The 22283-nt window shown below is 55.5% G+C and carries 17 protein-coding genes and 3 pseudogenes; 8 read left to right on the top strand and 12 right to left on the bottom strand.

The annotated features are described in order from the left end of the window. Positions 1–172: 172 nt before the first annotated feature. Genes C1949_RS18330 through C1949_RS18320 form a run of 3 tightly spaced genes read right to left on the bottom strand, consistent with a single transcriptional unit; the run spans position 173 to position 6023 of the window. Positions 173–3343: an efflux RND transporter permease subunit gene (locus tag C1949_RS18330; RefSeq protein WP_104739842.1), complete on the bottom strand. Its 3171-nt coding sequence runs from the start codon at positions 3341–3343 to the stop codon at positions 173–175. 16 nt (positions 3344–3359) lie between these two features. Next, positions 3360–4706: an efflux RND transporter periplasmic adaptor subunit gene (locus C1949_RS18325; RefSeq protein WP_021210272.1), complete on the bottom strand. Its 1347-nt coding sequence runs from the start codon at positions 4704–4706 to the stop codon at positions 3360–3362. 9 nt (positions 4707–4715) lie between these two features. After that, a complete protein-coding gene (locus C1949_RS18320; protein ID WP_096006501.1) occupies positions 4716–6023 on the bottom strand; it encodes a TolC family protein in 1308 nt (435 codons plus the stop codon). An 835-nt stretch (positions 6024–6858) separates the two neighbouring features. Between C1949_RS18320 and C1949_RS18315 the strand changes: the two genes are divergently transcribed. The 3 genes from C1949_RS18315 to C1949_RS18305 all read left to right on the top strand — a co-directional run bounded on the left by C1949_RS18315 (position 6859) and on the right by C1949_RS18305 (position 10545). After that, entirely contained in the window at positions 6859–8178 is a 1320-nt protein-coding gene (locus C1949_RS18315) for an OprD family porin (protein WP_104739841.1), read from the top strand. A gap of 322 nt (positions 8179–8500) precedes the next feature. Beyond that, positions 8501–9175, top strand: a complete 675-nt coding sequence (locus C1949_RS18310) for a heavy metal response regulator transcription factor (RefSeq protein WP_096006500.1) — start codon at positions 8501–8503, stop codon at positions 9173–9175. Then, entirely contained in the window at positions 9172–10545 is a 1374-nt protein-coding gene (locus C1949_RS18305; RefSeq protein ID WP_096006499.1) for a heavy metal sensor histidine kinase, read from the top strand. Before C1949_RS18310 ends, C1949_RS18305 begins: the two co-directional genes overlap by 4 nt. A gap of 122 nt (positions 10546–10667) precedes the next feature. On the opposite strand, the pseudogene C1949_RS18300 reads toward C1949_RS18305, so the two are convergent. Further along, positions 10668–10787: pseudogene (locus C1949_RS18300) on the bottom strand (Cd(II)/Pb(II)-responsive transcriptional regulator); the annotation flags it as partial. A gap of 336 nt (positions 10788–11123) precedes the next feature. Between C1949_RS18300 and C1949_RS18295 the strand changes: the two are divergent. Beyond that, positions 11124–11288, top strand: a pseudogene (locus C1949_RS18295) (DUF2790 domain-containing protein); the annotation flags it as partial. Between the two features lie 253 nt (positions 11289–11541). Here the strand turns inward: C1949_RS18295 and cadR are convergent. Next, positions 11542–11949: a Cd(II)/Pb(II)-responsive transcriptional regulator gene (cadR, locus tag C1949_RS18290; protein ID WP_007148576.1), complete on the bottom strand. Its 408-nt coding sequence runs from the start codon at positions 11947–11949 to the stop codon at positions 11542–11544. Between the two features lie 95 nt (positions 11950–12044). Between cadR and C1949_RS18285 the strand changes: the two genes are divergently transcribed. The 4 genes and pseudogenes from C1949_RS18285 (at position 12045) to C1949_RS18265 (ending at position 16151) form a co-directional block, all read left to right on the top strand. After that, positions 12045–12941 (top strand): cation efflux transmembrane domain-containing protein, encoded by an 897-nt coding sequence (locus C1949_RS18285; RefSeq protein ID WP_104739840.1) that lies wholly within the window; start codon positions 12045–12047, stop codon positions 12939–12941. 3 nt (positions 12942–12944) lie between these two features. After that, positions 12945–13457 carry a signal peptidase II gene (lspA, locus tag C1949_RS18280; protein ID WP_003821921.1) on the top strand — a complete coding sequence of 171 codons (513 nt, stop codon included), beginning with the start codon at positions 12945–12947 and terminating at the stop codon, positions 13455–13457. A gap of 21 nt (positions 13458–13478) precedes the next feature. Next, positions 13479–14768: pseudogene (locus C1949_RS18275) on the top strand (ISL3-like element ISPpu12 family transposase). 57 nt (positions 14769–14825) lie between these two features. Beyond that, positions 14826–16151: an OprD family porin gene (locus tag C1949_RS18265; RefSeq protein ID WP_104739843.1), complete on the top strand. Its 1326-nt coding sequence runs from the start codon at positions 14826–14828 to the stop codon at positions 16149–16151. Between the two features lie 177 nt (positions 16152–16328). On the opposite strand, the gene C1949_RS18260 is transcribed toward C1949_RS18265, so the two are convergent. The 7 genes from C1949_RS18260 to C1949_RS18230 all read right to left on the bottom strand — a co-directional run. Next, positions 16329–16772 (bottom strand): DUF411 domain-containing protein, encoded by a 444-nt coding sequence (locus C1949_RS18260; protein WP_003246746.1) that lies wholly within the window; start codon positions 16770–16772, stop codon positions 16329–16331. Next, positions 16762–17604: a c-type cytochrome gene (locus tag C1949_RS18255; RefSeq protein WP_104739839.1), complete on the bottom strand. Its 843-nt coding sequence runs from the start codon at positions 17602–17604 to the stop codon at positions 16762–16764. The genes C1949_RS18260 and C1949_RS18255 overlap by 11 nt, the downstream gene beginning before the upstream one ends. A 9-nt stretch (positions 17605–17613) precedes the next feature. Continuing rightward, complete coding sequence (locus C1949_RS18250) at positions 17614–18705, bottom strand: copper resistance protein B (RefSeq protein ID WP_088278002.1); 1092 nt, start codon at positions 18703–18705, stop codon at positions 17614–17616. Continuing rightward, entirely contained in the window at positions 18695–19006 is a 312-nt protein-coding gene (locus tag C1949_RS18245; protein WP_088278004.1) for a hypothetical protein, read from the bottom strand. The genes C1949_RS18250 and C1949_RS18245 overlap by 11 nt, the downstream gene beginning before the upstream one ends. 12 nt (positions 19007–19018) lie before the next feature. Next, on the bottom strand, positions 19019–20833 hold the full coding sequence (locus C1949_RS18240) for a copper resistance system multicopper oxidase (RefSeq protein ID WP_104739838.1): 1815 nt from the start codon (positions 20831–20833) through the stop codon (positions 19019–19021). A 194-nt stretch (positions 20834–21027) separates the two neighbouring features. Further along, the gene (locus tag C1949_RS18235; RefSeq protein WP_088278008.1) at positions 21028–21234 is read right to left on the bottom strand and encodes a co-regulatory protein PtrA N-terminal domain-containing protein; all 207 of its coding nucleotides are present in this window, start codon (positions 21232–21234) and stop codon (positions 21028–21030) included. Between the two features lie 201 nt (positions 21235–21435). Beyond that, positions 21436–22283: IS3 family transposase (locus tag C1949_RS18230; protein ID WP_104739837.1), on the bottom strand; the 848-nt coding region annotated here is incomplete at its 5' end.

Raw genomic sequence — 22283 nt, 5'->3', positions numbered from 1 at the left:
CCATAGCACTTAGCGCGAGCAAGTTTCTTATTTACCGCTTAGATGCATCAGACCTGCGCCACCAAGGCTGTACTGCCCGCTGCGCCGCTAATGAACTTAGCGCTCCGATAATCAACACGCCCCGTTCTTGCTTGCTAGCAAGAACGGGGCGTTGTGTACCGCCATCCGATATCTAGCTCGTTCTGTCGGCGGCTAGCGCGATTTCTTGCTCCTCCAATTCGTCTTCGCGCCGATGAGCCATCTGGTAGAGCAACGGCAAAACTAATAGCGTTAGCGCCGTTGAGGAGAGAATCCCCCCGATTACCACCGTCGCAAGGGGGCGCTGCACCTCTGCACCGGTACCCACATTCAAGGCCATTGGAACGAACCCGAGTGAAGCCACTAGGGCCGTCATCAATACCGGGCGTAGCCGGGTAAGAGCGCCCTCGCGGATCGCGGTGTCCAGAGGCAAACCTTGCTCCCGTAGGCTACGGATGAAGGAGATCATTACCAGGCCATTTAGAACTGCGACGCCTGACAGAGCAATAAAGCCAACACCTGCTGAAATGGACAATGGGATATCTCTGAGCCACAGCGCAACAATGCCTCCCGTGAGCGCAAATGGAATCCCGGTAAAGACCAACAAGCCGTCTTTGACATTGTTGAACATCATGAAAAGCAGAATGAAGACCAGGAGCAGCGCCACGGGGACGACAATCTGCAGCCGCTTCGTTGCCGATTCAAGCTGCTCAAAGGTACCGCCCCAATCGATCCAATAACCTGCCGGGATATCTACCTGAGCCTGGATTTTCTGTTCTGCCTCGGATACGAATGATCCAATGTCCCGACCACGGACGTTTGCACTGACAACAATTCGCCGTTTCCCTTCCTCTCTACTGATCTGATTCGGACCGGGGGCCAAATCCAGGGTGGCCACCTCGCCGAGGGGGATATAACTTATGGCGCTGTTTAATTCCCTTGGAAGGGCAATTGGGAGCCTCTCAATTGCGGCGAGATCGCTTCGTATCTCGTCCGGTAAACGAACTACGATATCGAAACGCCGGTCTCCTTGAAACAAGGTGCCTGCCTCTCGGCCCCCGATGGCTACTGCAACCGCTTGCTGGACGGTATCTAAACTCAGGCCGTATCGTGCGATTTGATCGCGATCGATATCAATCGTGAGCATAGGAAGGCCAGTCGTTTGCTCGACCGTAACCTCGGAGGCGCCTGGTACTTGTCCTAGCACCTCGGACACTTCCGCCGCCGTGCTGTTAAGAACCTCCATGTCATCACCATAGATTTTCACGGCTACAGCGGCACGAACACCGGAAATCAACTCGTTGAAACGCAGCTGAATAGGCTGGGAAAACTCGTAGTTATTGCCCGGTAACTCAGCGGCGGATGCTTGGACCTCGCTTAAGAGTTCGTCGCGCGACTTGCCTGGATCCGGCCACTGCTCTTGTGGCTTCAGCATGACGTACCCGTCAGAGATGTTTGGAGGCATGGCATCGGATGCCACCTCCGCAGTGCCTGTGCGCGCAAAAATCCGCTCGATCTCCGGAAACTCATCCATGAGCTTTCGCTCCAGCTGCTGCTGCATCTCGACAGACTGACTAAGGCTGGTAGCCGGTACACGAAGGGCTTGGATAGCGAAGTCCCCCTCGTTGAGGCTAGGCACGAATTCACTGCCCATACGTGCCCCTACGAGGCCGGAAAGTACAACTGCAACAACGGCAAAGGTGAGCACTACTGGCTTGTTGGACATCACCGCATCGAATGCAGGTGCGTAGGCCCGTTTAGCATTGCGGATTAGAAAGTTTTCCTTCTCTGTAACACGCTTGCCGATAAAGAGCGCAACGGCTGCCGGGACGAACGTCACCGAGAGAATCATCGCCCCGAATAGCGCTGTCACTACGGTAAACGCCATGGGCGTGAACATCTTACCTTCTACCCCTGTAAGGGCGAATATCGGCAGATATACGATCATAATGATCAGCTGCCCATAGAGTAGAGGCCGACGCACTTCCTTTGCCGCAGCGAACACTTCATGAAGCCGTTCGGACAGCGTTAATGCCCGCCCGTGATGGGACTGAGCGTGAGCAAGTCGACGCACGCAGTTCTCAACAATCACCACGGCACCATCGATAATGATGCCGAAATCCAATGCGCCTAAGCTCATCAGGTTGGCGCTGACCTCGTTGGCTACCATGCCGGTGAACGTAAAGAGCATCGCCAGCGGTATAACAAGTGCGGTTAGGATCGCCGCACGGATATTGCCCAAGAAGAGAAAAAGTATAACCACAACAAGAATGGCACCCTCAGTGAGGTTCTTCTTAACGGTGGATATAGCTTTGTCTACGAGTACAGTTCGATCGTAGACAGTAATCGCCTTTACGCCCTCTGGAAGCGAAAGGTTTATCTCTTTCATCTTGTCATCGACAGCCCTAGAAACTACCCGGCTATTTTCACCGATAAGCATGAAAGCCGTACCTAGAACCACTTCGCGGCCATTCTCGGTGGCTGCGCCAGTGCGGAGCTCCTTTCCAACCTCGACCGTCGCAACGTCGCGGATACGCACTGGGGTACCGTCAACGTTGCTAATAAGGGTATCGCGGATGTCCTCCACAGACTGCATTTGTCCTGGAGCTCGAACAAGATACTGCTCGCCGCGCTTTTCAATATATCCGGCACCTAGATTGTTATTGTTTTGCTCAACCGCCTCGATCAAATCTTGTAGTGTTAGTCCAAACGACCGCAAAGTGTCTGGGTTGGGGGCGATCTGATATTCCTTTGCATATCCTCCGATCGTATTGATCTCAGTAACACCAGGTACATTTCGGACTTGCGGTTTGATGATCCAATCTTGAATCTCACGCAAGTCAGCAGGGGTATACGGCGTACCGTCCGATTTGGTGGCACCTTCCTCAGCTTCAACCGTCCAAAAATAGATTTCGCCAAGCCCAGTGGAAATAGGGCCAAGTGTTGGAGTGACGCCATCTGGGAGCTGATCTTTGGCCCCTCCCAGGCGCTCGTTCACAAGTTGGCGGGCAAAATAGATGTCAGTGCCTTCCTCAAAAATAACTGTGATCTGAGAAAGTCCATATCGAGACAAGGATCGTGTCTGCTCGAGCTTGGGCAGCCCAGCCATTACCGTCTCGAGCGGGTAGGTAATACGCTGCTCCACTTCCAGCGGGGAATAACCTGGCGCCGCAGTGTTGATTTGCACCTGTACGTTGGTGATATCCGGGACAGCATCGATAGGCAGCTTTTGGTAGCTGTAAGCTCCTAACGCTGCCATGCCAAGCACGGCTAGCAAAACCAGCCAGCGATGCTCTATAGAAAAGCGAATGATACGTTCGAACACAGTCTATAACTCCGTATCAGTGAGCATGCGAGGCGCTGGCTTTGCCAAGCTCGGACTTAATGATGAAACTGTTGGCCAAGGCATAGCGCACTCCGGCCTGAAGACCTTCCTTGATTTCAACCGCTTCACTATCGCCGCGACCAGTCACGATTGGCTGAGCAGCAAAGCCATGGTCGGTCCGTACAAACACCACCGGATTATCTTCCAACGTGTGGATCGCATCGGGCTTGACTGCAACCGGCACGGACACTCCGCCAGAGCCTACCCGCACTTTGACGAACAGGCCGGGACGCCAAACACCTTCCGGGTTCGGAAGCGTGACCCGGGCGGTAGCGGCGCGGCTTTGCTGACCAACAAGTGAGCCGACATAAGAAACGGTGCCATTGGCACTGGACTCGAATGCTGTGGCTTCGATAACCGCGTTGCTGCCGACTCGTACCGCGCTGAGTGCATTGGCAGGAACGCTGATATCTGCCCAAACGGTAGAGAGATCGGAAATGATGAATATCTGGTCGTCGGTATTGACTGACTCACCGAGCGTGATGTCCTTCTCAACGATCATCCCATCGAACGGCGCCCTGAGTTCGTAGCGGCTCAATGCGTCTGGCTTGCCAGCATCACTACCAAGCGCTTGTAGCTGTGCTTTTGCATTCGCAACCGTCAGCTCTGCTTCCCGTAGAGCCTGTTGTGCCTGTAAATAATCCTGTTCTGCAGAAATACGCTCTTCCCACAGCTCCTTTTCGCGTCGATAGGTTTTCTGAGCCAATGCAAGACGTTTTTGTGCCGCGTAGAACTCGCTTCTACGTTCCGACAGGTCGGTACTCGCGATCACAGCAAGCACTTGCCCCTGTTTCACCTGTTCGCCCAAATCGACTTTGACCGCTTCAACGACACCTGAGAGACGAGGCACAACTTGCGCTGTGCGGTCTTGGTTGAATGTAATTTCGCCAGGCAGCTCGATTGCGCTTTTTATCTGCGCAGGCTGAGCGGTTGCTAGCGAGATGCCCGCGGCTAGGATTTGGGTCTCAGAGAGTTCAACCTCTGCTGCTTCAGCGTGCGCCGCTCCCTCAGGGCCATCGTCATGCTCATCTTTCTCTGCCGCACCGACCTCGTGATCGCTATCGGCGCCTTCTTCATCATGGCCATGACCTCCTTCGGCTTCGGTATTCTCATCCGAATGCCCTTCATCTTCATGCTCCGAAGCGCCACCATGCTCGCCATGCGCGTCGCTCGCATTGGGCACGGCAGGACTACTGCTAAGAAGTAATCCACCAAGCACCAGTGCCACGCCTAATATGACGACGATCCAAAAAATCTGTTTTTTGTGAACAGCCAAGGAAGATGTGTTCGATTTACTTGTCATATGGATTCCTTATGGCTGAGTGGCCGAGGTGATAACGGCCGACCCATCGCCGACAATTCGCGAGATTTCTGCCGCCGCCTGATTAGCTTGCGAGAGCGCAGACAGAAACTGAGAGCGGGCTTGGAAAAGCGTGCGTTGAGCATCCAGTACGTCAAGGAACGTGAATTTTCCAAGTTCGAACCCCTTGCTGGCAGCTTCATAAGCGCTTTGGGCACTGGGGAGCATATCGTTGCGCAACAGTTCAAACTGCTGGCGAGCAGTGCGCAGGCGCATGTGTGCTTGGGAAAGCTCGCTTTTCAGGCGTATGTGAACGGCGTTGAGCTCGTCCTGGGCCTGGTAGGCCCGTTCCTGCGCTGCTCCGATGTTGCCTTGGTTTCGATCAAACAACGGCAAGGGCATCGAGATACTCACCAGTCCCAGCGTGCCGTTATATTCATCTGAGCGTTGGGCACCTACGCTAACCGTCACGTTAGAAAAGCGATTCGCCCTTTCCAGCTCCAGCGCAGCCCGACGTCTTTCAGCCTCCCGACGCGCGCGGGTTAGTTGAGCGGAATCGTTCAAACGGCTGTAAAGCTCAGCTAGCTCTGGAAGAGGAGGCACTGCCTCTGCCGGCTCTTCTACTCGCTCAAAGCGTGGCTGTGGATTTCCCCAGTTGGCCGCCAGCCGAGTGCGCGCAGCTTCGAGTTCAGCTGTGGCCTGGGCAAGCTCTACTTGCACGCCAGTAGCCGCAACCTGCGCCCGGGTTTCCTCTACGGGAGAGACCATGCCGGCCCTCACACGTCGATTGGCCACGTTCACTGCTCGCTTCGCAAGATCTGAAGCAGCCTGGGCGAGTTCCAGCCGTTCTTGAGCAGTAAGCACATCGTAATATGCGCCCATCACTGCCCCCCTCAGTCGAGCTTGAGCGTCCTGTAGGTCAGCGGCCGCTACGTCCATGGCGCGTTGCGCTGCCTCAATACGAGCCGAACGTTTACCGCCCAGCTCTATTTCTTGGCTCAGCTCAAGCGTCGTCTCCGGAGCATCGCCCCGGATTCCCTCCTGGCTAGCGGACAATATTGGATTCGGACGTGCTCCGGCTTGGCTAATTAATGCGCGAGAAGCAGCCAGCTCACGTCTTGCAACAGCCAGTTCAGGGCTTGCAGAGCTAGCGAGTTCCAAGGCGCGTAGAAAGCTTATGGAATCGACAGACTCAACGGGGAATGTATTTGACACACCGACAGGTAAGGTCTGTGTGAAGGTCGGCAACTCTAAAGGCTTCGCAAAGGCAAGGTTGCACGACAATGTCGCCAACCCCAGCGGTAGAAGAACTTTTCGCACCGAAATCTCCTAAAAAAGGGAAGGTTCTGTGAGACGTAAGATACAGATAAATGGCGCTTACTGGTTACTTTGGCGTCCCACCGGTTTTGTACTGATGCGCCAATTAGGTTTCTCAGGACGCCCCGCTTCAGCCGATGCGTAGCTAGCAGAAAGAAACGGTTTCAAGCTCATTGATAATACCGAACCAGTACAGATCCCTTTCGTTATAAGCGGCTTGATATGGTCACCATGGAAAACACAATCTCTATCCAGACTGATTTTTTTTGCGGCTTTTGACGATCCATCCTCGTCCGTACCTAGAGATTCATGCGCATGTTCATGATGTCCAAGATGGTTTGATGCCGAACCATATTCATGACTGCAACTCGTGCTTACAACTGCCCATGATGATTGCAATGGAAACAAGGCTAGCAACATCAGCAAAACTATTTTTCTCATCCAAGACAAAACGATGACTTCCTGGTTTAGATGTCGAATCCCATCATAAGAACTACCCCCGCCAAGACGCTAAACACATGCGCCTCTACTCCGATAGTGATTCGCCTTAGGTTTAAACAAATACACATAAGCGTTTTTTATCAGCCTTGCCAAGCCGGCAAGATAGCTGACGCTATGGGGTGGTGACTTTATAGAAGAGTGGATAACGATCGAGTGACCGAAACATTACAAATATGTAATCGAGAGAGTGAGCGATGCCATTCCTCAGATTACAAAATAGTCATTTACCGCTAATCCTGCTGTCATCCGGGGGGGGAGAACATGGCCAAGCGCTAAAAAACAAAAAGGCGAAAGGCGTCATTCAAGCACTGATCTGCCGTACACAAGGAGCATCATCATGAGCAAAAAGGCCGTTTTTTCACTGACAGCCCTTTCACTGGCATTGGGCAGCGCCCCGGTCTTAGCCCAATCGGAAACAGCGGACGGCTTCATCGAAGGCAGCACGCTATCGCTGATAAATCGCAACTATTATTTCAATCGAGATTTTCGCGACGGTGAGAGTGCCACCGGCAATGGCTACTCCGAGGAATGGGCCCACGGATTGATGGCCTTCTTCGAGTCCGGATATACCCAAGGCTCGGTAGGGATTGGCGTCGACGCCTTCGCCATGCTCGGACTCAAACTCGACTCCGGTTCGGGGCGCTCCGGTGCGGGCGGCAGCATCGACCTGCTTCCCCACGACAGCGCCGGCGATCCTGAGGATGACTTCACACGGGTGGGGGGCGCGGTGAAAGCACGCTTGCTGGACACCGAGATCAAGGCAGGCGATGTATTTCCCGCTACTCCCGTCGTGCACTTTGGTGACGCACGGCTGCTGCCGGAGTCTTTCAAGGGTGTCACCGTTGTGAACAACTCGCTGGACGACCTCACCCTCCAGGGCGGCCGCCTGCACGCGATGAGCCAGCCCAATACCAGCAACACGAACGATGACTTCGTCACGTTTTATGGCGGTGCCGTCGACGCCCCTTGGCTCGGCTACGCAGGCGGTGACTATAGCGTAAACGAAAATCTCAGTTTTAGCCTGTATACCAGCCGCCTCAAGGATGCCTGGAACCAACATTACTTCGGTCTATCGGCCACCTATCCGCTTTCCGATGTCGTCGCGTTGCTGGGCAGTTTCAACTACTACAAGGCAACCGACGAAGGCCGCGAATTACTGGGCGAGTTCGACAACAACATCTGGAGCTCAAGCCTGGGTGTCGCCTTCGGCGCGCACACCGTCACGGCGTCGTATCAGCGAAACAACGGTAACAACGACTTTGACTACTTGCGCCAGGCTGACTCGATCTACCTGAACAACTCCATCCAGTACAGTGATTTCAACTCACCTAAAGAGCAGTCCTGGATGCTGCGTTATGACCTAAACATGGCGGGTTACGGCATACCTGGGCTTACGTTCATGACTCGCTACGCCCGCGGCTGGGGCGCCGATTACAGCAACGCAAATGAGGTATACATGCGCCAAGACGATAACGGCGCGCCTCTGACCGGACAGAAGCGCTGGGAACGCGACGTCGAAGCACGCTACGTTGTACAGACAGGCTCGTTCAAGGACCTCTCTCTGCGGGTGCGCCAGGCTACAACACGGGCGACTGCTTTCGAGTCCGACCTCAATGAGGTTCGATTCATCGCCGAGTACCCGCTCTCGATCCTGTGAAGCACTACGAGCAACACCACATCTTCTTTTTGTGCTCCCTTGGTTTGAAGATGTGTTTCAGGCGCCCGTAGGGCGCCTTTTTTTGTTTAAGTGCACCTCCTTGGGCTGCGGGTCAACCAAATGACCGGTAGATTACAAATTTGCAAGACAGGCCCCGCAGGACTTTTACCGCGTTAAAGTGCTTCCCGCTTCCCTGTGCAGATCATTTCGCCTCTGCCTTTCACGCTAGAGCCAAGCCTCTTTCGTCTTGACCTTATAGTTACTACATGTATTATTTTTGGTTCCGCTTACCACGCACCCCCTTGCCGAGTTACCTGAAAACATGCGCATCCTGGTTGTAGAAGACGAAATCAAAGCTGCGGAATACCTGCAGCAGGGTCTTATCGAATGTGGGTACATCGTCGATTGCGTAAGTGATGGGCTCGATGGATTTCACCTAGCACTGCAGAACGACTATGACATCGTGCTACTGGATGTGAATCTGCCAAACATGGATGGGTGGGAGGTGCTCGAACTTATTAGGCGGCGTAAACAGACACGCGTCATCATGCTGACAGCCAACGCCCGCCTAGAGCAAAAAGTCCGCGGTTTTGAGCTGGGTGCTGATGACTATCTGGTCAAGCCGTTTCAGTTCCCTGAGCTGCTCGCTCGTATCCGGACACTGTTGCGGCGAGGCGAGGCAGTCACACTTCCGAGCAACCTGCGTGTAGCCGACCTCGAACTGGACCCGGCCCGGCATAGGGCTTACCGGAGCGGTCAGCGTATCGACCTCACCAGCAAAGAATTTGCGTTATTGCATCTGCTCATGCGCCGGACTGGCGAAGTCCTCACGCGTACGGAAATAACTGCCATGGTGTGGGACATCAATTTCGACTGCGATACCAATGTGGTGGATGTTGCGATTCGTCGCCTGCGGATGAAAGTGGACGAACCCTTCGGCGATCGCCTGATACACACCATCCGGGGTGTGGGCTACGTGCTGGAGGCGCGGCCTTGAAGCCACTCAGCCTCGCATCGCGTCTCGCGCTTCAAATCACACTGACCGGCGCCGCTTTGGTCGCGCTGCTGATTGCACTGAGCTACTGGGTACTGGTGCGCCAACTGGAACTGCGCGCCCAGGAGGAAGTGACGGCCAAGCTCTCTCAGATCGATCATGGACTCCTCGAAGACACCAAAGCCCGTATGGGCCGCTCCTGGCAACACGCATTGAGCGATACCGTACTCGGCCATGACAACCTTTCGATTACGGTCATCGGCGATACAGCGAAATCACCCATTTTCAGTATCGGCCGATTCGCCAATGCGCCGCAGCAGCTGGATCTCGTGAGCAGGGACGGCGACTATCTTGGCTGGACAACGAAAGATGGCGTGCAGATGCTAACCGGGCGCAAGCAAATCCAAGTCCCGGGACTGGCTTCAATGACGCTTTTACTTTCGCAAGATCGCAGTGCCGATCAACGGCTGGTGGCTGCATTCCTGCGCTCGGCCTTAGTGACCGTGCCGATGCTACTGATATTGATCGGATTGGCTGGATGGCTAATCGCCCAAAATGGCTTGCGGCCGCTTCGCAAGTTCCGGGCCTTGGCGACTAAGGTATCTACACAGGATCTATCACCTCGAATCCGCAACGATCGGCTTCCGCAAGAGCTCCAGGCATTGGCGCACAGCCTCAACGTAATGCTTCATCGACTCGATGACGGCGTTCAGCAACTGTCACAATTCTCGGACGATGTGGCTCATGAGTTAAAAACTCCGCTGAACAACCTGATAGGCAAGGCGCAGGTGACTTTGGTGCGTGAGCGAAGCAAGGAGCATTATCGGGAGGTGATCGAGTCGTCGGTTGAAGAACTCGAACGCATGGATCGAATCGTGTCAGACATGCTGTTTCTCGCCCAGGCCAGCCACGCCAGCCCAGCACTGAAGCTCGAACAATTATCTTTAGGAAGCGAGGCGAGGCGCGTATGTGAATACTTCGAAGTCCTTGCCGAAGAAGCGGGAGTCGCTACGACAGTAACGGGCGATGCCATGATTTTGGGAAATCGACTTATGGTCCAGCGGGCCATTTCCAACCTGCTATCCAACGCGCTGCGGCATTCAAATACTGGCAGTACGGTCGAACTTAAGATCCTTGAGGAGGACGTAGACATCGTCTCGCTGGCTGTCACCAATCATGGCGCGACTATCGAATCGGATCATCTCCCACATCTGTTCGACCGCTTTTACCGCGTTAACGGCATACAACCTCGCGGGGCAGGATTGGGGCTAGCGATTGTCCGCTCAGTGATGAACCTCCACAAAGGCCACGTGGCCGTCGCCAGCAAAGACGGTCGGACCACGTTTGAACTCACGTTTCCTCGGCAGGCCTGACTCAAAGTGATACCGCACGGAGACAGCCATCACTACGAAGGGGCAAAAACCACAGGGACAAACAACCATTTCGAGGGCATGCGCGTTGGCCGGGTAACCAGGCCCGCAAGCCCCAACGCCGTTCATTTAATGCATGCGTCCTCGCTAATTCCGGCGAGAATGCCGCAAGCCTCAACTTCCCGCCCATCGTTGCAATTAGCCCGCAGTGAAACGAGTTGTCGTTCGAGTGATTGCAGAGCGGTTTCAATACTTGTGCTTTGGCAACAAGCGTCACAGGTAACGTCTGAAGTCGTTTCCGTTGGCTGCATTGCAACGTGCCGCATGATCATCACCTCCGAGGGGAGGAAAGTTTACAGCTGCCATCGAGCCCACATTTGAGACTAATTGAAGGTGGGCGAACATGCGCAAGCATGTGAGAGCAACACAAAGCCTAGAAATCAAACATTTATGGTTTGAATGTCTTAATTTTCCGTGATCTCGTTATGATTCCATAAAAATTCCCGTCATGGAAATGTTCTGATAAATCAATCAGTTAGGATGGATGTGAGTGAATTTTCCCGTTATCTCGGCATGGCCCCTACCGCTACGGCATGAAACTCGATATCGCCAGGGTCGTGGCCACTACCCCGACGGACTCTAGCTGCGGTGTGATGCCGGCCCAGATGACCTACGAGGACTCCAATGGCGATCTGAATATTCTTGAATACCGGGCAGCCGGGACAGGTTGCCGTAATCAAAAGTAGATAAATGACATCGCGCTGACTGAAATGTAATTTCCAAGTCACCCTGACGTTATTTGGCATGTGGAAATATGACTGAGGCGTGCCTGGCTATGCCCGGCGCGCTTGGCACATATATGCGACCACACAATGACAACTGCCAATAACATCAGGAGCATTTATGAATAACGGGTAAGCGAATTAAATGGTTGATCTTACCTTTGCATGAGAGTGAGACAGACCGGCATCTCATCGGATTATCTGGTTGATGCTTCACCTACTGCTGGTGCATGTTTCCTTCGCTAATTCCAGCAAGAACCCCACACGCCTCAACTTCCCGGTCATCGTTGCAACTCGCTCTCAGTGAAACGAGTTGTTTCTCAAGCGCTTGCAGAGCGGTTATCTGCGACCGCACATGAGAGATGTGATCATCGAGCAAGGTGTTGACGGCGGTACAAGGCTGATGAGGGTCGTCCTGATAGCTCTGTAGTTCGTGAATCTCAGCCAGTGACAGGCCCAGGATTCTGCAGCGACGGATGAAGGCCAGCCCCTCACCATGCTTCTCGGTATAGACACGGTAACCGTTGTCCTGCCGATCAGGCGGCGGCAACAAGCCCTGCTGTTCATAGAAGCGGATCGTCTGTGTTTCGACCCCTACCAACTGCGCCAACTGACCAATGCGCATCAGCCTCCTCCCCAACGGATTCTTTACTCTATTGACCTTATAGTAGCTTTATAGTTTTAAATGGTACCACAACATTGTTCAAGTGGAGTCGTATCATGAGCAAATCCTGTGGTGGCGCCTGTGGCGGTGATGCAACGTCCGCAGCGGATACCGATATACAGGCCTCCTCCGAGGCGCCAGGGAGATGGGTCAGTGTTTATGCCGTGCCGAAGATGGACTGTCCATCAGAAGAACGAATGATTCGCCTAGCCCTGAACGGCTTTGAGGAGATTCGGGCGCTGTCCTTCGACTTGTCGAACCGCCGGCTGAAGGTCGTGCATGACGGCGAGGTCGAGCCCGTCACCTCGAAACTGAAGACCTTGGGGCTAGGCGCCTCGCTTCAGGAAACCGTCGCTGCAAATCCGGAGACCATCAAGGCCGCCGAGTTTTCGGCAGCTTCTGCTAAGCAAGAATCCGGGACCCTGCGCTGGTTGCTCGGCATCAATGCACTTCTGTTCGTGGTGGAAATGACTGCCGGTCTGATCGCCCGGTCCACCGGCCTGATTGGAGAATCCCTGGACAATTTTGCCGATGCGGCGGTGTACGGGCTTGCCCTTTATGCGGTTGGACATAGCGTGAAAATGCAGGTACGTGCCGCGCATCTTGCTGGTGTACTGCAACTGATCTTGGCTGTGGGCGTGCTCGTAGAGGTGGTGAGACGCTTTGTATTCGGTAGTGAGCCTGAATCGCTGGTGATGATGGCTATCGCATTCGTCGCATTGATTGCCAATATCAGTTGTCTGCTGCTCATATCCAAACATCGGGAAGGCGGGGCGCACATGAAGGCAAGCTGGATATTCTCGGCCAACGACGTGGTGATCAACCTGGGGGTCATCACCGCCGGCGCCCTGGTCGCGTGGACCGGTTCCAATTATCCGGATCTGATTATCGGCACCATCGCGGGGGGCATTGTACTTAACGGTGCCAGACGCATTTTGGCGTTGAAGGGTTAAATAATGCTCATTATTGGCAAAAAGCTCTCGCCGTATGCCCTATTGTCCATATCGGGCCTGCTGGCAGCGTCTGATCAGGCTGTAAAGTGGCTGGTGCAGCAATCAATGGCCTATGGCGAGTATGTTTCGGTGACCCCGTTCTTTAACTGGGTGCACCTATGGAACACCGGTGCCGCATTCAGTCTTTTTGCGAATGGTGGAGGCTGGCAGCGCTACTTTTTTATCGGAATCGCGGTAGTGGTCTCGATTTTTCTGATCAAGCTGATCCTTGAAAATCGTCATAAAGGAGAAGCCATCGCTTACAGTCTTATCCTCGGTGGCGCCATGGGCAACCTGATTGACCGGGTCTTTCGCGGCTATGTTGTGGATTCCTTCGATTTCTATTGGCGAGACTGGCATTGGCCGGCCTTCAACCTGGCTGATATTGCAATTGTCCTCGGTGCCTTACTTTTCGTTTCCAGCAGCTTGTTGGGTAAAAAAGCAAACACCAATGCCGAGTCGGATGGATCTGACTGACACCTACGCCTATACAACACCATGACCGAACTTCCCGACAACATCCTTCACCTGCCGCAATACCAAGTACTGGGCTGCAAATCAACCGACGACGAAATGCACTTCCAGGTGGACGTGCCCGATCCCATCGCCTGCGAGGAATGCGGCGTGCAGGGTGAGTTCGTACGGTTCGGCAAGCGTGACGTTCCCTATCGTGATCTGCCCATCCACGGCAAGCGGGTCACTCTCTGGGTGGTCCGCCGCCGATACACCTGCCGGGCCTGCAAGACAACATTCAGGCCCCAGCTACCGGAGATGGTGGACGGATTCCGTATGACACTGCGGCTGCATGAGTACGTGGAGAAGGAATCCTTCAACCACCCCTACACCTTTGTGGCGGCACAGACCGGCCTGGACGAGAAGACGGTGCGCGACATCTTCAACGCCCGCGCCGAGTTCCTGGGGCGCTGGCACCGCTTCGAGACGCCCCGCATCCTGGGCATTGACGAGCTATACCTGAACAAGCGCTACCGCTGCATTCTGACCAACATTGAGGAGCGAACCCTGCTCGACCTGCTGGCCACCCGCCGCCAGGACGTGGTGACCAACTACCTGATGAAGCTGAAAGACCGGCAGAAGGTCGAGATCGTCAGCATGGACATGTGGAACCCCTACCGGGCAGCGGTCAAGGCTGTGCTGCCCCAGGCCCGTATCGTGGTCGATAAGTTCCATGTGGTGCGCATGGCCAACGATGCCCTAGAGAGAGTGCGCAAGGGCCTCAGAAAGGAGCTGAAACCGTCCCAGAGCCGGACTCTCAAGGGAGACCGGAAAATCCTACTGAAACGCGCTCACGAAGTCTCAGACCGGGAGCGCCTCATCATGGAGACCTGGACAGGCGCGTTCCCGCAACTGCTGGCCGCCTACGAGCACAAGGAGCGCTTCTACGGCATCTGGGACGCCACCACACGGCTCCAGGCAGAAGCCGCCCTGGACGAGTGGATAGCCACCATCCCGAAGGGCCAAAAGGAAGTCTGGAGCGATCTGGTCAGGGCAGTGGGAAACTGGCGCGAAGAGACCATGACCTACTTCGAGACGGACATGCCCGTCACCAACGCTTACACGTAGTCCATCAACCGACTGGCCAAGGACAAGAACCGTGAAGGGCGCGGTTACTCCTTCGAGGTGATGCGGGCACGAATGCTCTACACCACGAAGCACAAGAAGAAGGCACCGACTGCGAAGGTCTCTCCTTTCTACAAGAAAACCATCGGTTACGGACTGCCGGACTTCGCAGAGGAACTCAACTACGGAGTCGATCTATCAACCATCTGAGGGTGGTATCAGATTGATGGGGTGAAGGTGCCCCATCAACCATTAAATCCGTATACCCTGAATAACAGAACCCTGTTAGGACTTTCTCTGCTCACTCTGAGCGTCAGTACCGGGCAAGCTGCAATGGCCGCCGGCGAGAAAGGCGAGGGATTTATCGAAGGCAGCAGCCTGACCATTCTCAATCGAAATCTCTACTTCAACCGCGATTTCCGTAAAGGCCAGTCCAGCAGCTCGGGTAATGGCTATTCGGAAGAGTGGGCGCATGGCGTGATAGGCAGATTCGAGTCTGGTTTCACCGAGGGCACCATAGGCTTTGGTGTCGATGCCTTTGCCATGCTAGGGCTCAAGCTTGACACCGGCGACGGCCGTTCTGGAGCAGGCGGCTCAGTCGACGTGATGCCTTACAACAGCCTCGGGCAGGCTGAGGACAACTACTCCAAACTGGGGGGCGCGGTGAAAACTCGGTTCATGGATACCGAGATCAAGGTAGGCGACGTCTTTCCCGTCAGCCCGGTCGTCCAATACGGTGATGCACGGCTTTTACCGGAGAGTTTCCGAGGTGTCACCGTGGTCAACAGCAGCGTGGAAGGACTGTCGCTTCAGGGCGGTCGCCTCCACTCGATGAGCCAACCCAATACCAGCAGCATGCGCGACGGCTTCGCTACATTCTACGCGGGCGAAGTGGACTCGCCATGGATCGCCTATTTCGGTGGTGATTACACGCTTAATGACAACGTCGGCTTTAGTCTCTACACCAGCCGCCTCAAGGATGCCTGGAATCAATATTACGCGGGCACCACGCTGAGCTACCCGCTTGCGGACGATGTCGCCTTGATCGGCGGGCTGAACTTCTACAAGGCGGTCGATGAAGGGAGGCAGCTCCTCGGGAGCTTCGATAACAACATCTGGAGCGGCAAGGTCGGCATCCAATTCGGCGCTCATACAGTGCTGGTGGGTCTCCAGCGCAACAATGGCGATGATGACTTCGACTACTTGCGCCAATCGGACTCCGTCTACCTCGACAACTCCATCCAGTACAGCGACTTCAACTCGCCGAAGGAGAAGTCATGGCAAGTGCGCTATGACCTGGATATGGAGCCTTTCGGTGTGCCTGGATTGAGCTTCATGACTCGATATGCCCAGGGCTGGGATGCCGACTACAGCAACGCCAACGAAGTCTATATGCGCCGTGATGACAACGGCGATCCGTTGACCAACCAGAAGCGCTGGGAGCGGGACATCGAGGCCAAGTACGTTGTGCAGTCTGGGTCGTTGAAGGACATGTCCTTTCGCATTCGACAAGCCACGACTCGCGCCACCGACTTCGAGTCGGATTTGGATGAGTTCCGCCTGATTGTCGAGTACCCGCTGGAAGTTCTCTAACCCTGGCAAGCGAGCGGGTTGATTGCCCGCTCGCTCCTTGGTCCTGCTGTCCCCTCGTAGTGCTCCTTTGGTTTGGAGACAGCCCTTGGCGCCCTAGGGCGCCTTTTTTACTTAGGTTAAAGGACGTATGAAAATGAGTCGGCCACTACACACAAGCGGCCGTGCTGGCAGGCAGTACTACTGGGCGGGATATTCTGCAACGACCTGATCAGAACCCGTCTTGGTCAAGCCAATGACCTGGTAGGCATGCTGTACGCCATCGACTTCCATGCCGGGGGAGCCCGCCGGCATCCCGGGAACAGCGATGCCCAGCAGATCATCGCGCTTGGTGAGTTCGATGACCTGAGCCGCCGGCACATGACCTTCGACGAACTTGCCGTCAATCACCGCGGTGTGGCAAGACGCTAACCGTGGCGCGACGCCCAGTCTTTGCTTCACTGCTGTCATGTTGCTTTCAACATGGTCGACGACTTTGAAGCCATTCGCTTCGAGGTGTGAAATCCACTTCTTGCAACATCCGCAATTGGCATCACGATGGACATCAATCGTCAGGGCATCAGCTGCTTGAACCGCAGACGTGACGGAGAGAGCGGCCAGTAAGGCCAGATATTTAGCTTTCATGTACGTGCTCTTTGCCATCGGCGTGGGTGTGGGTCTTGGGCGAGGCGTTCGGAGCCTGCTCGGCGTGATGATCACCTCCGTTGGACGACGCCTCATCCCCAGCATGGTGGTCATCGCCACTCATATCCGAATGGTGACCTGCCTTAGGTGCGGAGCCACCCTCGCTATCCGTAGCCGCGGCATCGTGATGACCAGGCTCTCCAGCATCACCTGATCCATGATGGTCATCGCCACCGCCACTATTGTCATGATGGCCAGGCTTGTTGTCGCCGTGCTGTCCTTCCTGGTTATGCATCTGCGTTTCCCCACCACCGTGCTGATGGCCGCCACTGGATGCGACGAGTGTTTGGTATTGCTTGGCATCCATCGTCGGCAGTTGGTTGAGGAAGGCAACCATGCCCCAGATGTACTCGTCTCCCATGCTCTTGCCCCACGCAGGCATACCCGTAGCCTTGATGCCATGCTTGATCACCCAGAACGCTGCTGACGGATTGCCATCGACACCGATCTTGGCGAGGTTGGGGGGCGCAGGATAAAGCGATTGGCTTAGCTCGGTCTCCGCCACACCTGGCGCCAAATGACAGCCGATACACATGGAGTTGTAGTTGCCCGCACCGGCGCGAATAAGAGCTTGATCATCTAGGTTGGGAACCTCGATGTCCCGCGAACGGACTTCGATAGAGCGGTCACGGGCCATCGTGAGAAACGCATTCACTGCAGGAAAATGGGGATCGTCGGCCCCCACGTTGACCACGCCAAAGTAGGCGCCGGCCAGGACAGCTGTGCTACCGACCACGCCGGCCGCCACCAAAGTTTTAATTGTTCTTTTCATGTCAGGTTCTCAAAACCACATCCGGATACCGGCGACAAAACGCGCCTCGTCTACATCACCGCCCTCGTCGCGCACCATGTCTGCCGTGTTGCCATAGGAGCGGCTCCAGGAAACCCCGATATAGGGGGCAAACTCCCTGACAATCTCGTAACGCAGACGCAAGCCGAGCTCGGTATTTGCCAACCCAGACCCCACACCTCGCTCAGGATCGTTCTTGCCGTAGAAGTTCATTTCGGCAGTTGGCTGGAGAATCAGCCGGTTGGTCAGCAGAATGTCGTACTCGCCCTCCAGTCGGGCAGCAGTTTGGCCATTCTCGCCGACGAAGGCCGTGGCTTCGGCCTCAAAGGCGTAAAGCGCCATGCCCTGGATACCGAAGGCAGCCCAAGTCTGCGGCGACTCCGGTTTAAAGTCCTGGCGAACGCCCGCGACGACATCCCACCAAGGGCCGATCGAGCGGCCGTACAGCAGCTGTAATTCAGCGTCCTCGGTAACGCCGTTGGTACGCTCGCCTTCGGAGCGGAACCAGACCCGGTTGATATCACCGCCTACCCAACCCGACGCATCCCAGGCCAGGGTGCTGCCCTCATCTGCGTCTTGGTATTCGAGCTGATCGAGCAGGAAAAAGCTGTTGATGGCGCTGTCATGCACCTTGTGGCCAGGCAGTGGCGGGAAAGCCGCTTGGCGATCAGCATCCGTCAGAACGGGAATCGGCGTACGACTGGTAGTTCTCGGGGCTTCAGCGGAGCCATGGTTCATCTTCGAATGATCCATGCCCTCCATCTGTCCCTGCATGGTGCCGTGTCCCATCTTGCTGTGGTCCATGGCTGGGGCCTTCTCTTGGCTCTGGCTGTGGCCCATCTGGCTATGGTCCATGCTGCCCGATTCGCTCTGCATGGCACCATGATCCATCTTGCTGTGATCCATGCCCTCCATCGGCGCTTTGGCGGAACCGTGGCCCATCTGGCTGTGGTCCATCGACATGGAGCCGTGCCCCATTGCCGAATGATCCATTTCTTCCGCAGCCTGGGTAACGCCGCCGCTGAGTGCACTCAGCGACACGGCCAGCGCTATGAGGGACGGGCGTGAAAACCTAGTGGTCATGGTTCGAACCTGCTTCGGCTTCGGTGCCGCCATGCTTATCCATCATCTCCTCGTGCCCCATATCGTCATGGTTCATACCCTCATGATCCATGGCGCCATGATCCATCTGATGGCCAGCGGCCTTGCCTTTCGATTGATCTGCAGGCTTGTCACTGGCGTCGGGCGCAGCCGACTCGGCAGCATGTTGTTCGTGCTCGCTGTGTCCCTCACCTGCCAATGACGTAGGCGCGTGCAGAACAGCCAAAAGACTGAACATCGCTGCGCTGCCAAACAGGGCATTACGCTTCATAAAAGTACTCATCAGAAATCTCCTTTACTCATCCACACGGACTTCACGGAACATGCCCGTTTCCATGTGGAGCAACAGGTGGCAGTGATAGGCCCAACGCCCCAACGCATCGGCGGTCACCCGATAGCTGCGCTTGGAACCTGGCGGCATGTCGATGGTGTGTTTACGCACCAGGAAATTGCCGTTCGCATCCTCCAGATCACTCCACATGCCATGAAGATGGATCGGGTGAGTCATCATGGTGTCGTTGACCAGCGTGATGCGAACACGCTCGCCGTACTTGAGGCGTAGAGGCTCGGCGTCAGAGAACTTGATTCCATCGAAGGACCAGGAGAATTTCTCCATATGCCCGGTGAGGTGCAGCTCGATGGTGCGACTTGGCTCACGCCCGTCCGGATCAGGGAAGGTGCTGCGCAGGTCAGAGTACGTCAGCACGCGCCGGCCGTTATCACGCAGGCCGATACCTGGGTCGTCCAGCTTGTGCGTCGGCGTCATGGTCTGCATGTCGACCAAAGGATTGTTGGTCTCTGAGGCCGGGTGTGCCTGCATGTTGCCAGCCATGCCAGCCATGCCAGCCATGTTTGAATGATCCATTCCGGCCATCTGGCTGTGATCCATACCAGCCATGCCACCCTGCATGCTGCCATGATCCATTCCCGCCATATTGCCCTGATCCATCCCGGCCATGTTCCCGTGATCCATACCGCCCATGCTGCCGTGATCCATACCCATGTCGCCCATGGCAATCAGCGGACGCGGGTCGGGGCTGGGTACTGGTGCACTCAACCCCTCCTGTACAGCAAGGGTGCCGCGCGCATAGCCAGTGCGATCCATGGATTGTGCAAACACGGTATACGCCTGTTCGCTGTCTGGTTCGACGATCACGTCGTAGGTCTCGGCCACGGCGATACGGAACTCGTCGACGCTGACCGGTTTGACGTGCAGACCATCGGCCGCGACTACCGTCATCTTCAGGCCCGGGATGCGCACATCGAAATAGGTCATCGCCGAGGCGTTGATGAAGCGCAGGCGGATCTTTTCGCCTGGTTTGAATATGCCGGTCCAGTTGCCATTGGGTGCCTGGCCATTCATCAGGTAGGTGTAGGTGTAGCCACTGACGTCAGCGAGATCCGTCGGGCTCATCTTCATCTCGGCCCACATCTTACGGTCGGCTACGGCGGCGGACCAACCCATCTCGCTTACGTCATCGATGAAGTCACCAACGGTGCGTTTGTGCTGGTTGTAGTAGTCCGACTGTTTCTTGAGCTTGGCCAGTACCCGCTTTGGATTTTCATCCGTCCAGTCGCTCAGCAACACGACGTAATCACGGTCGTAACTGAAGGGCTCGGGCTCCTTGGCATCGATGACCAGCGCACCGTATACGCCGACCTGCTCCTGGAGCCCAGAATGGCTGTGATACCAGTAGGTGCCGTTCTGGTTGACCTTGAACTTGTACTCATACATGCCATCAGGGGCGATGCCATGGAAGCTCAGGCCAGGAACGCCATCCATGTTCGCCGGCAGGATGATGCCGTGCCAATGGATGGAGGTGTCCTCCTTGAGGCGGTTGCGCACGCGCAATGTGACGGTATCGCCTTCGCGCCAACGAAGAATCGGCCCAGGGAGCGAGCCGTTGATGGTCATGGCCGTGCGCGCTGCGCCGGTGATGTTCACCGGGGTTTCACCGATGAATAGGTCGAATTCGTTACCAGTCAGTACGTTGGGCTGGCCGGGGCTGTTCACCGCCCAGACCGGCGTGCGCCACAGGCCAAGTCCGCCGATAATACCGGTGGCTGCCAGGCCTTTGACGAAGGTGCGCCTTGAGGTTTTGCTTTGCATGCCGTTTTGTCCAATCCGTCAAATGAGCCGGTGATGGTGTGCCCGGTCTCGGGTTCATGGCTGCTTCAATGTCGGGGATTTACCCCTCAACTTTCCACGTCGGTGCATTGCACAATGCCTTACCGACGATGAGCAGTATGAAACTGCCATATCCCAACCATCCGGGTGATTACATTTCTGTAAGGTAGATGACTTCAGCAGTTGGTGTGCTCTGCTTGCTCGGTTGGACTGCTGGCTACAGGAGCCTCAACTTTCTGCTGCTGGGCCACTCGGTAGGCCTCCAGAGACGTCTGGCGTGCCTGCTCCATGCGCGCGAAGATTCGGTCAGCACCACCTTCAGCCATTGCCAAGCTGGAGATGCTCAGAGCAGTAACTACAAGCAGAGCTTTGATCGATTTCATTTTGGGTATTCCTCGTAAGTTAAGTGGTCCCTGCAACTGCAGAGGCCGAGCTTTAGGCTCGATGTCACGTTAACTAAGAGGGCCTGTCAGCAACCTGAGTCGAACATTACAGTTCTGTCAGGTTGCTATTTCTTTCTTGTAGCCCATCCAGAAGGCTCGGTACTGTCTTTCATGCCCTCATAATGAATCGCCCCGGATTTCCTAGACACTTTCCAGGCTCAGTAAATGTTGCCTTTCAAACTCTACCGGTGACAGCTGGTTGTTGAAACCGTGTCGACGTTTTGGGTTGTAAAACATCTCGATGTAGTCGAACACGTCAGCGCGAGCATCCTGCCTAGTGCTGTAGATCTTTCGCCTAATCCGTTCCCGCTTCAGCAGTTGGAAAAAACTTTCCGCTACCGCGTTGTCATGGCAGTTACCACGCCGACTCATGCTACCAAGCAAGTTATTGGCTTTCAGGAAGCTCTGCCAGTCACCGCTGCTGAATTGGCTACCTTGGTCGGAGTGAATCATCACCTCCTGCTTTGGCTTGCGGCGCCAAACGGCCATCAGTAAGGCATCAATAGCCAGGTCGCTGGTCATCTGCGGCTTCATTGACCAACCGATTACCTGCCGCGAGAACAGATCGAGCACCACCGCCAAATACAACCAGCCCTCATAAGTACGGATGTAGGTGATGTCCGTGACCCATACCTTGTTGGGTTCGGTGACATTGAACCGACGCTCCAGATGATTCGGTGAGGCCGCTGGAGGCTTACCGCCATAGCGGCCCGGTCGACGACGATACCCTGTCTGTGAGCGCAGCCCTTCCAGACGCATCAGTCGAGCAACACGATGCTTGCCGCATGCTTCTCCAAGCTCACGCAGGTCGTCGTGGATTTTGCGGTAGCCGTAGACGCCACCGCTCTCTAGCCACGAGTGCTTGATCAGGCCAAGCAGACGTTGGTCTTCCTTGGCTCGTGCCGACTTCGGTTCAGCCAGCCAGGCGTAGTAACCGCTGGCATGTACTTTCAGGGTCAGGCAAAGGCGGCGAACGGAATAGTCTGCGG

This window comes from Halopseudomonas oceani, from assembly GCF_002903165.1.
In the GTDB taxonomy this organism is placed as follows: domain Bacteria; phylum Pseudomonadota; class Gammaproteobacteria; order Pseudomonadales; family Pseudomonadaceae; genus Halopseudomonas; species Halopseudomonas oceani.
The sequence above is the reverse complement of the archived record's forward strand: the minus strand, read 5'-3'. Positions and strand labels throughout refer to the sequence as shown.

Bases quoted from the DNA above. Each gene is read 5' to 3' on its own strand.
- C1949_RS18325 (WP_021210272.1), bottom strand. From the start codon at position 4,706: ATGACAAGTAAATCGAACACATCTTCCTTGGCTGTTCACAAAAAACAG.
- C1949_RS18315 (WP_104739841.1), top strand. From the start codon at position 6,859: ATGAGCAAAAAGGCCGTTTTTTCACTGACAGCCCTTTCACTGGCATTG.
- C1949_RS18310 (WP_096006500.1), top strand. From the start codon at position 8,501: ATGCGCATCCTGGTTGTAGAAGACGAAATCAAAGCTGCGGAATACCTG.
- cadR (WP_007148576.1), bottom strand. From the start codon at position 11,949: ATGCGCATTGGTCAGTTGGCGCAGTTGGTAGGGGTCGAAACACAGACG.
- C1949_RS18285 (WP_104739840.1), top strand. From the start codon at position 12,045: ATGAGCAAATCCTGTGGTGGCGCCTGTGGCGGTGATGCAACGTCCGCA.
- lspA (WP_003821921.1), top strand. From the start codon at position 12,945: ATGCTCATTATTGGCAAAAAGCTCTCGCCGTATGCCCTATTGTCCATA.
- C1949_RS18260 (WP_003246746.1), bottom strand. From the start codon at position 16,772: ATGAAAGCTAAATATCTGGCCTTACTGGCCGCTCTCTCCGTCACGTCT.
- C1949_RS18255 (WP_104739839.1), bottom strand. From the start codon at position 17,604: ATGAAAAGAACAATTAAAACTTTGGTGGCGGCCGGCGTGGTCGGTAGC.
- C1949_RS18250 (WP_088278002.1), bottom strand. From the start codon at position 18,705: ATGACCACTAGGTTTTCACGCCCGTCCCTCATAGCGCTGGCCGTGTCG.
- C1949_RS18245 (WP_088278004.1), bottom strand. From the start codon at position 19,006: ATGAGTACTTTTATGAAGCGTAATGCCCTGTTTGGCAGCGCAGCGATG.
- C1949_RS18240 (WP_104739838.1), bottom strand. From the start codon at position 20,833: ATGCAAAGCAAAACCTCAAGGCGCACCTTCGTCAAAGGCCTGGCAGCC.
- C1949_RS18235 (WP_088278008.1), bottom strand. From the start codon at position 21,234: ATGAAATCGATCAAAGCTCTGCTTGTAGTTACTGCTCTGAGCATCTCC.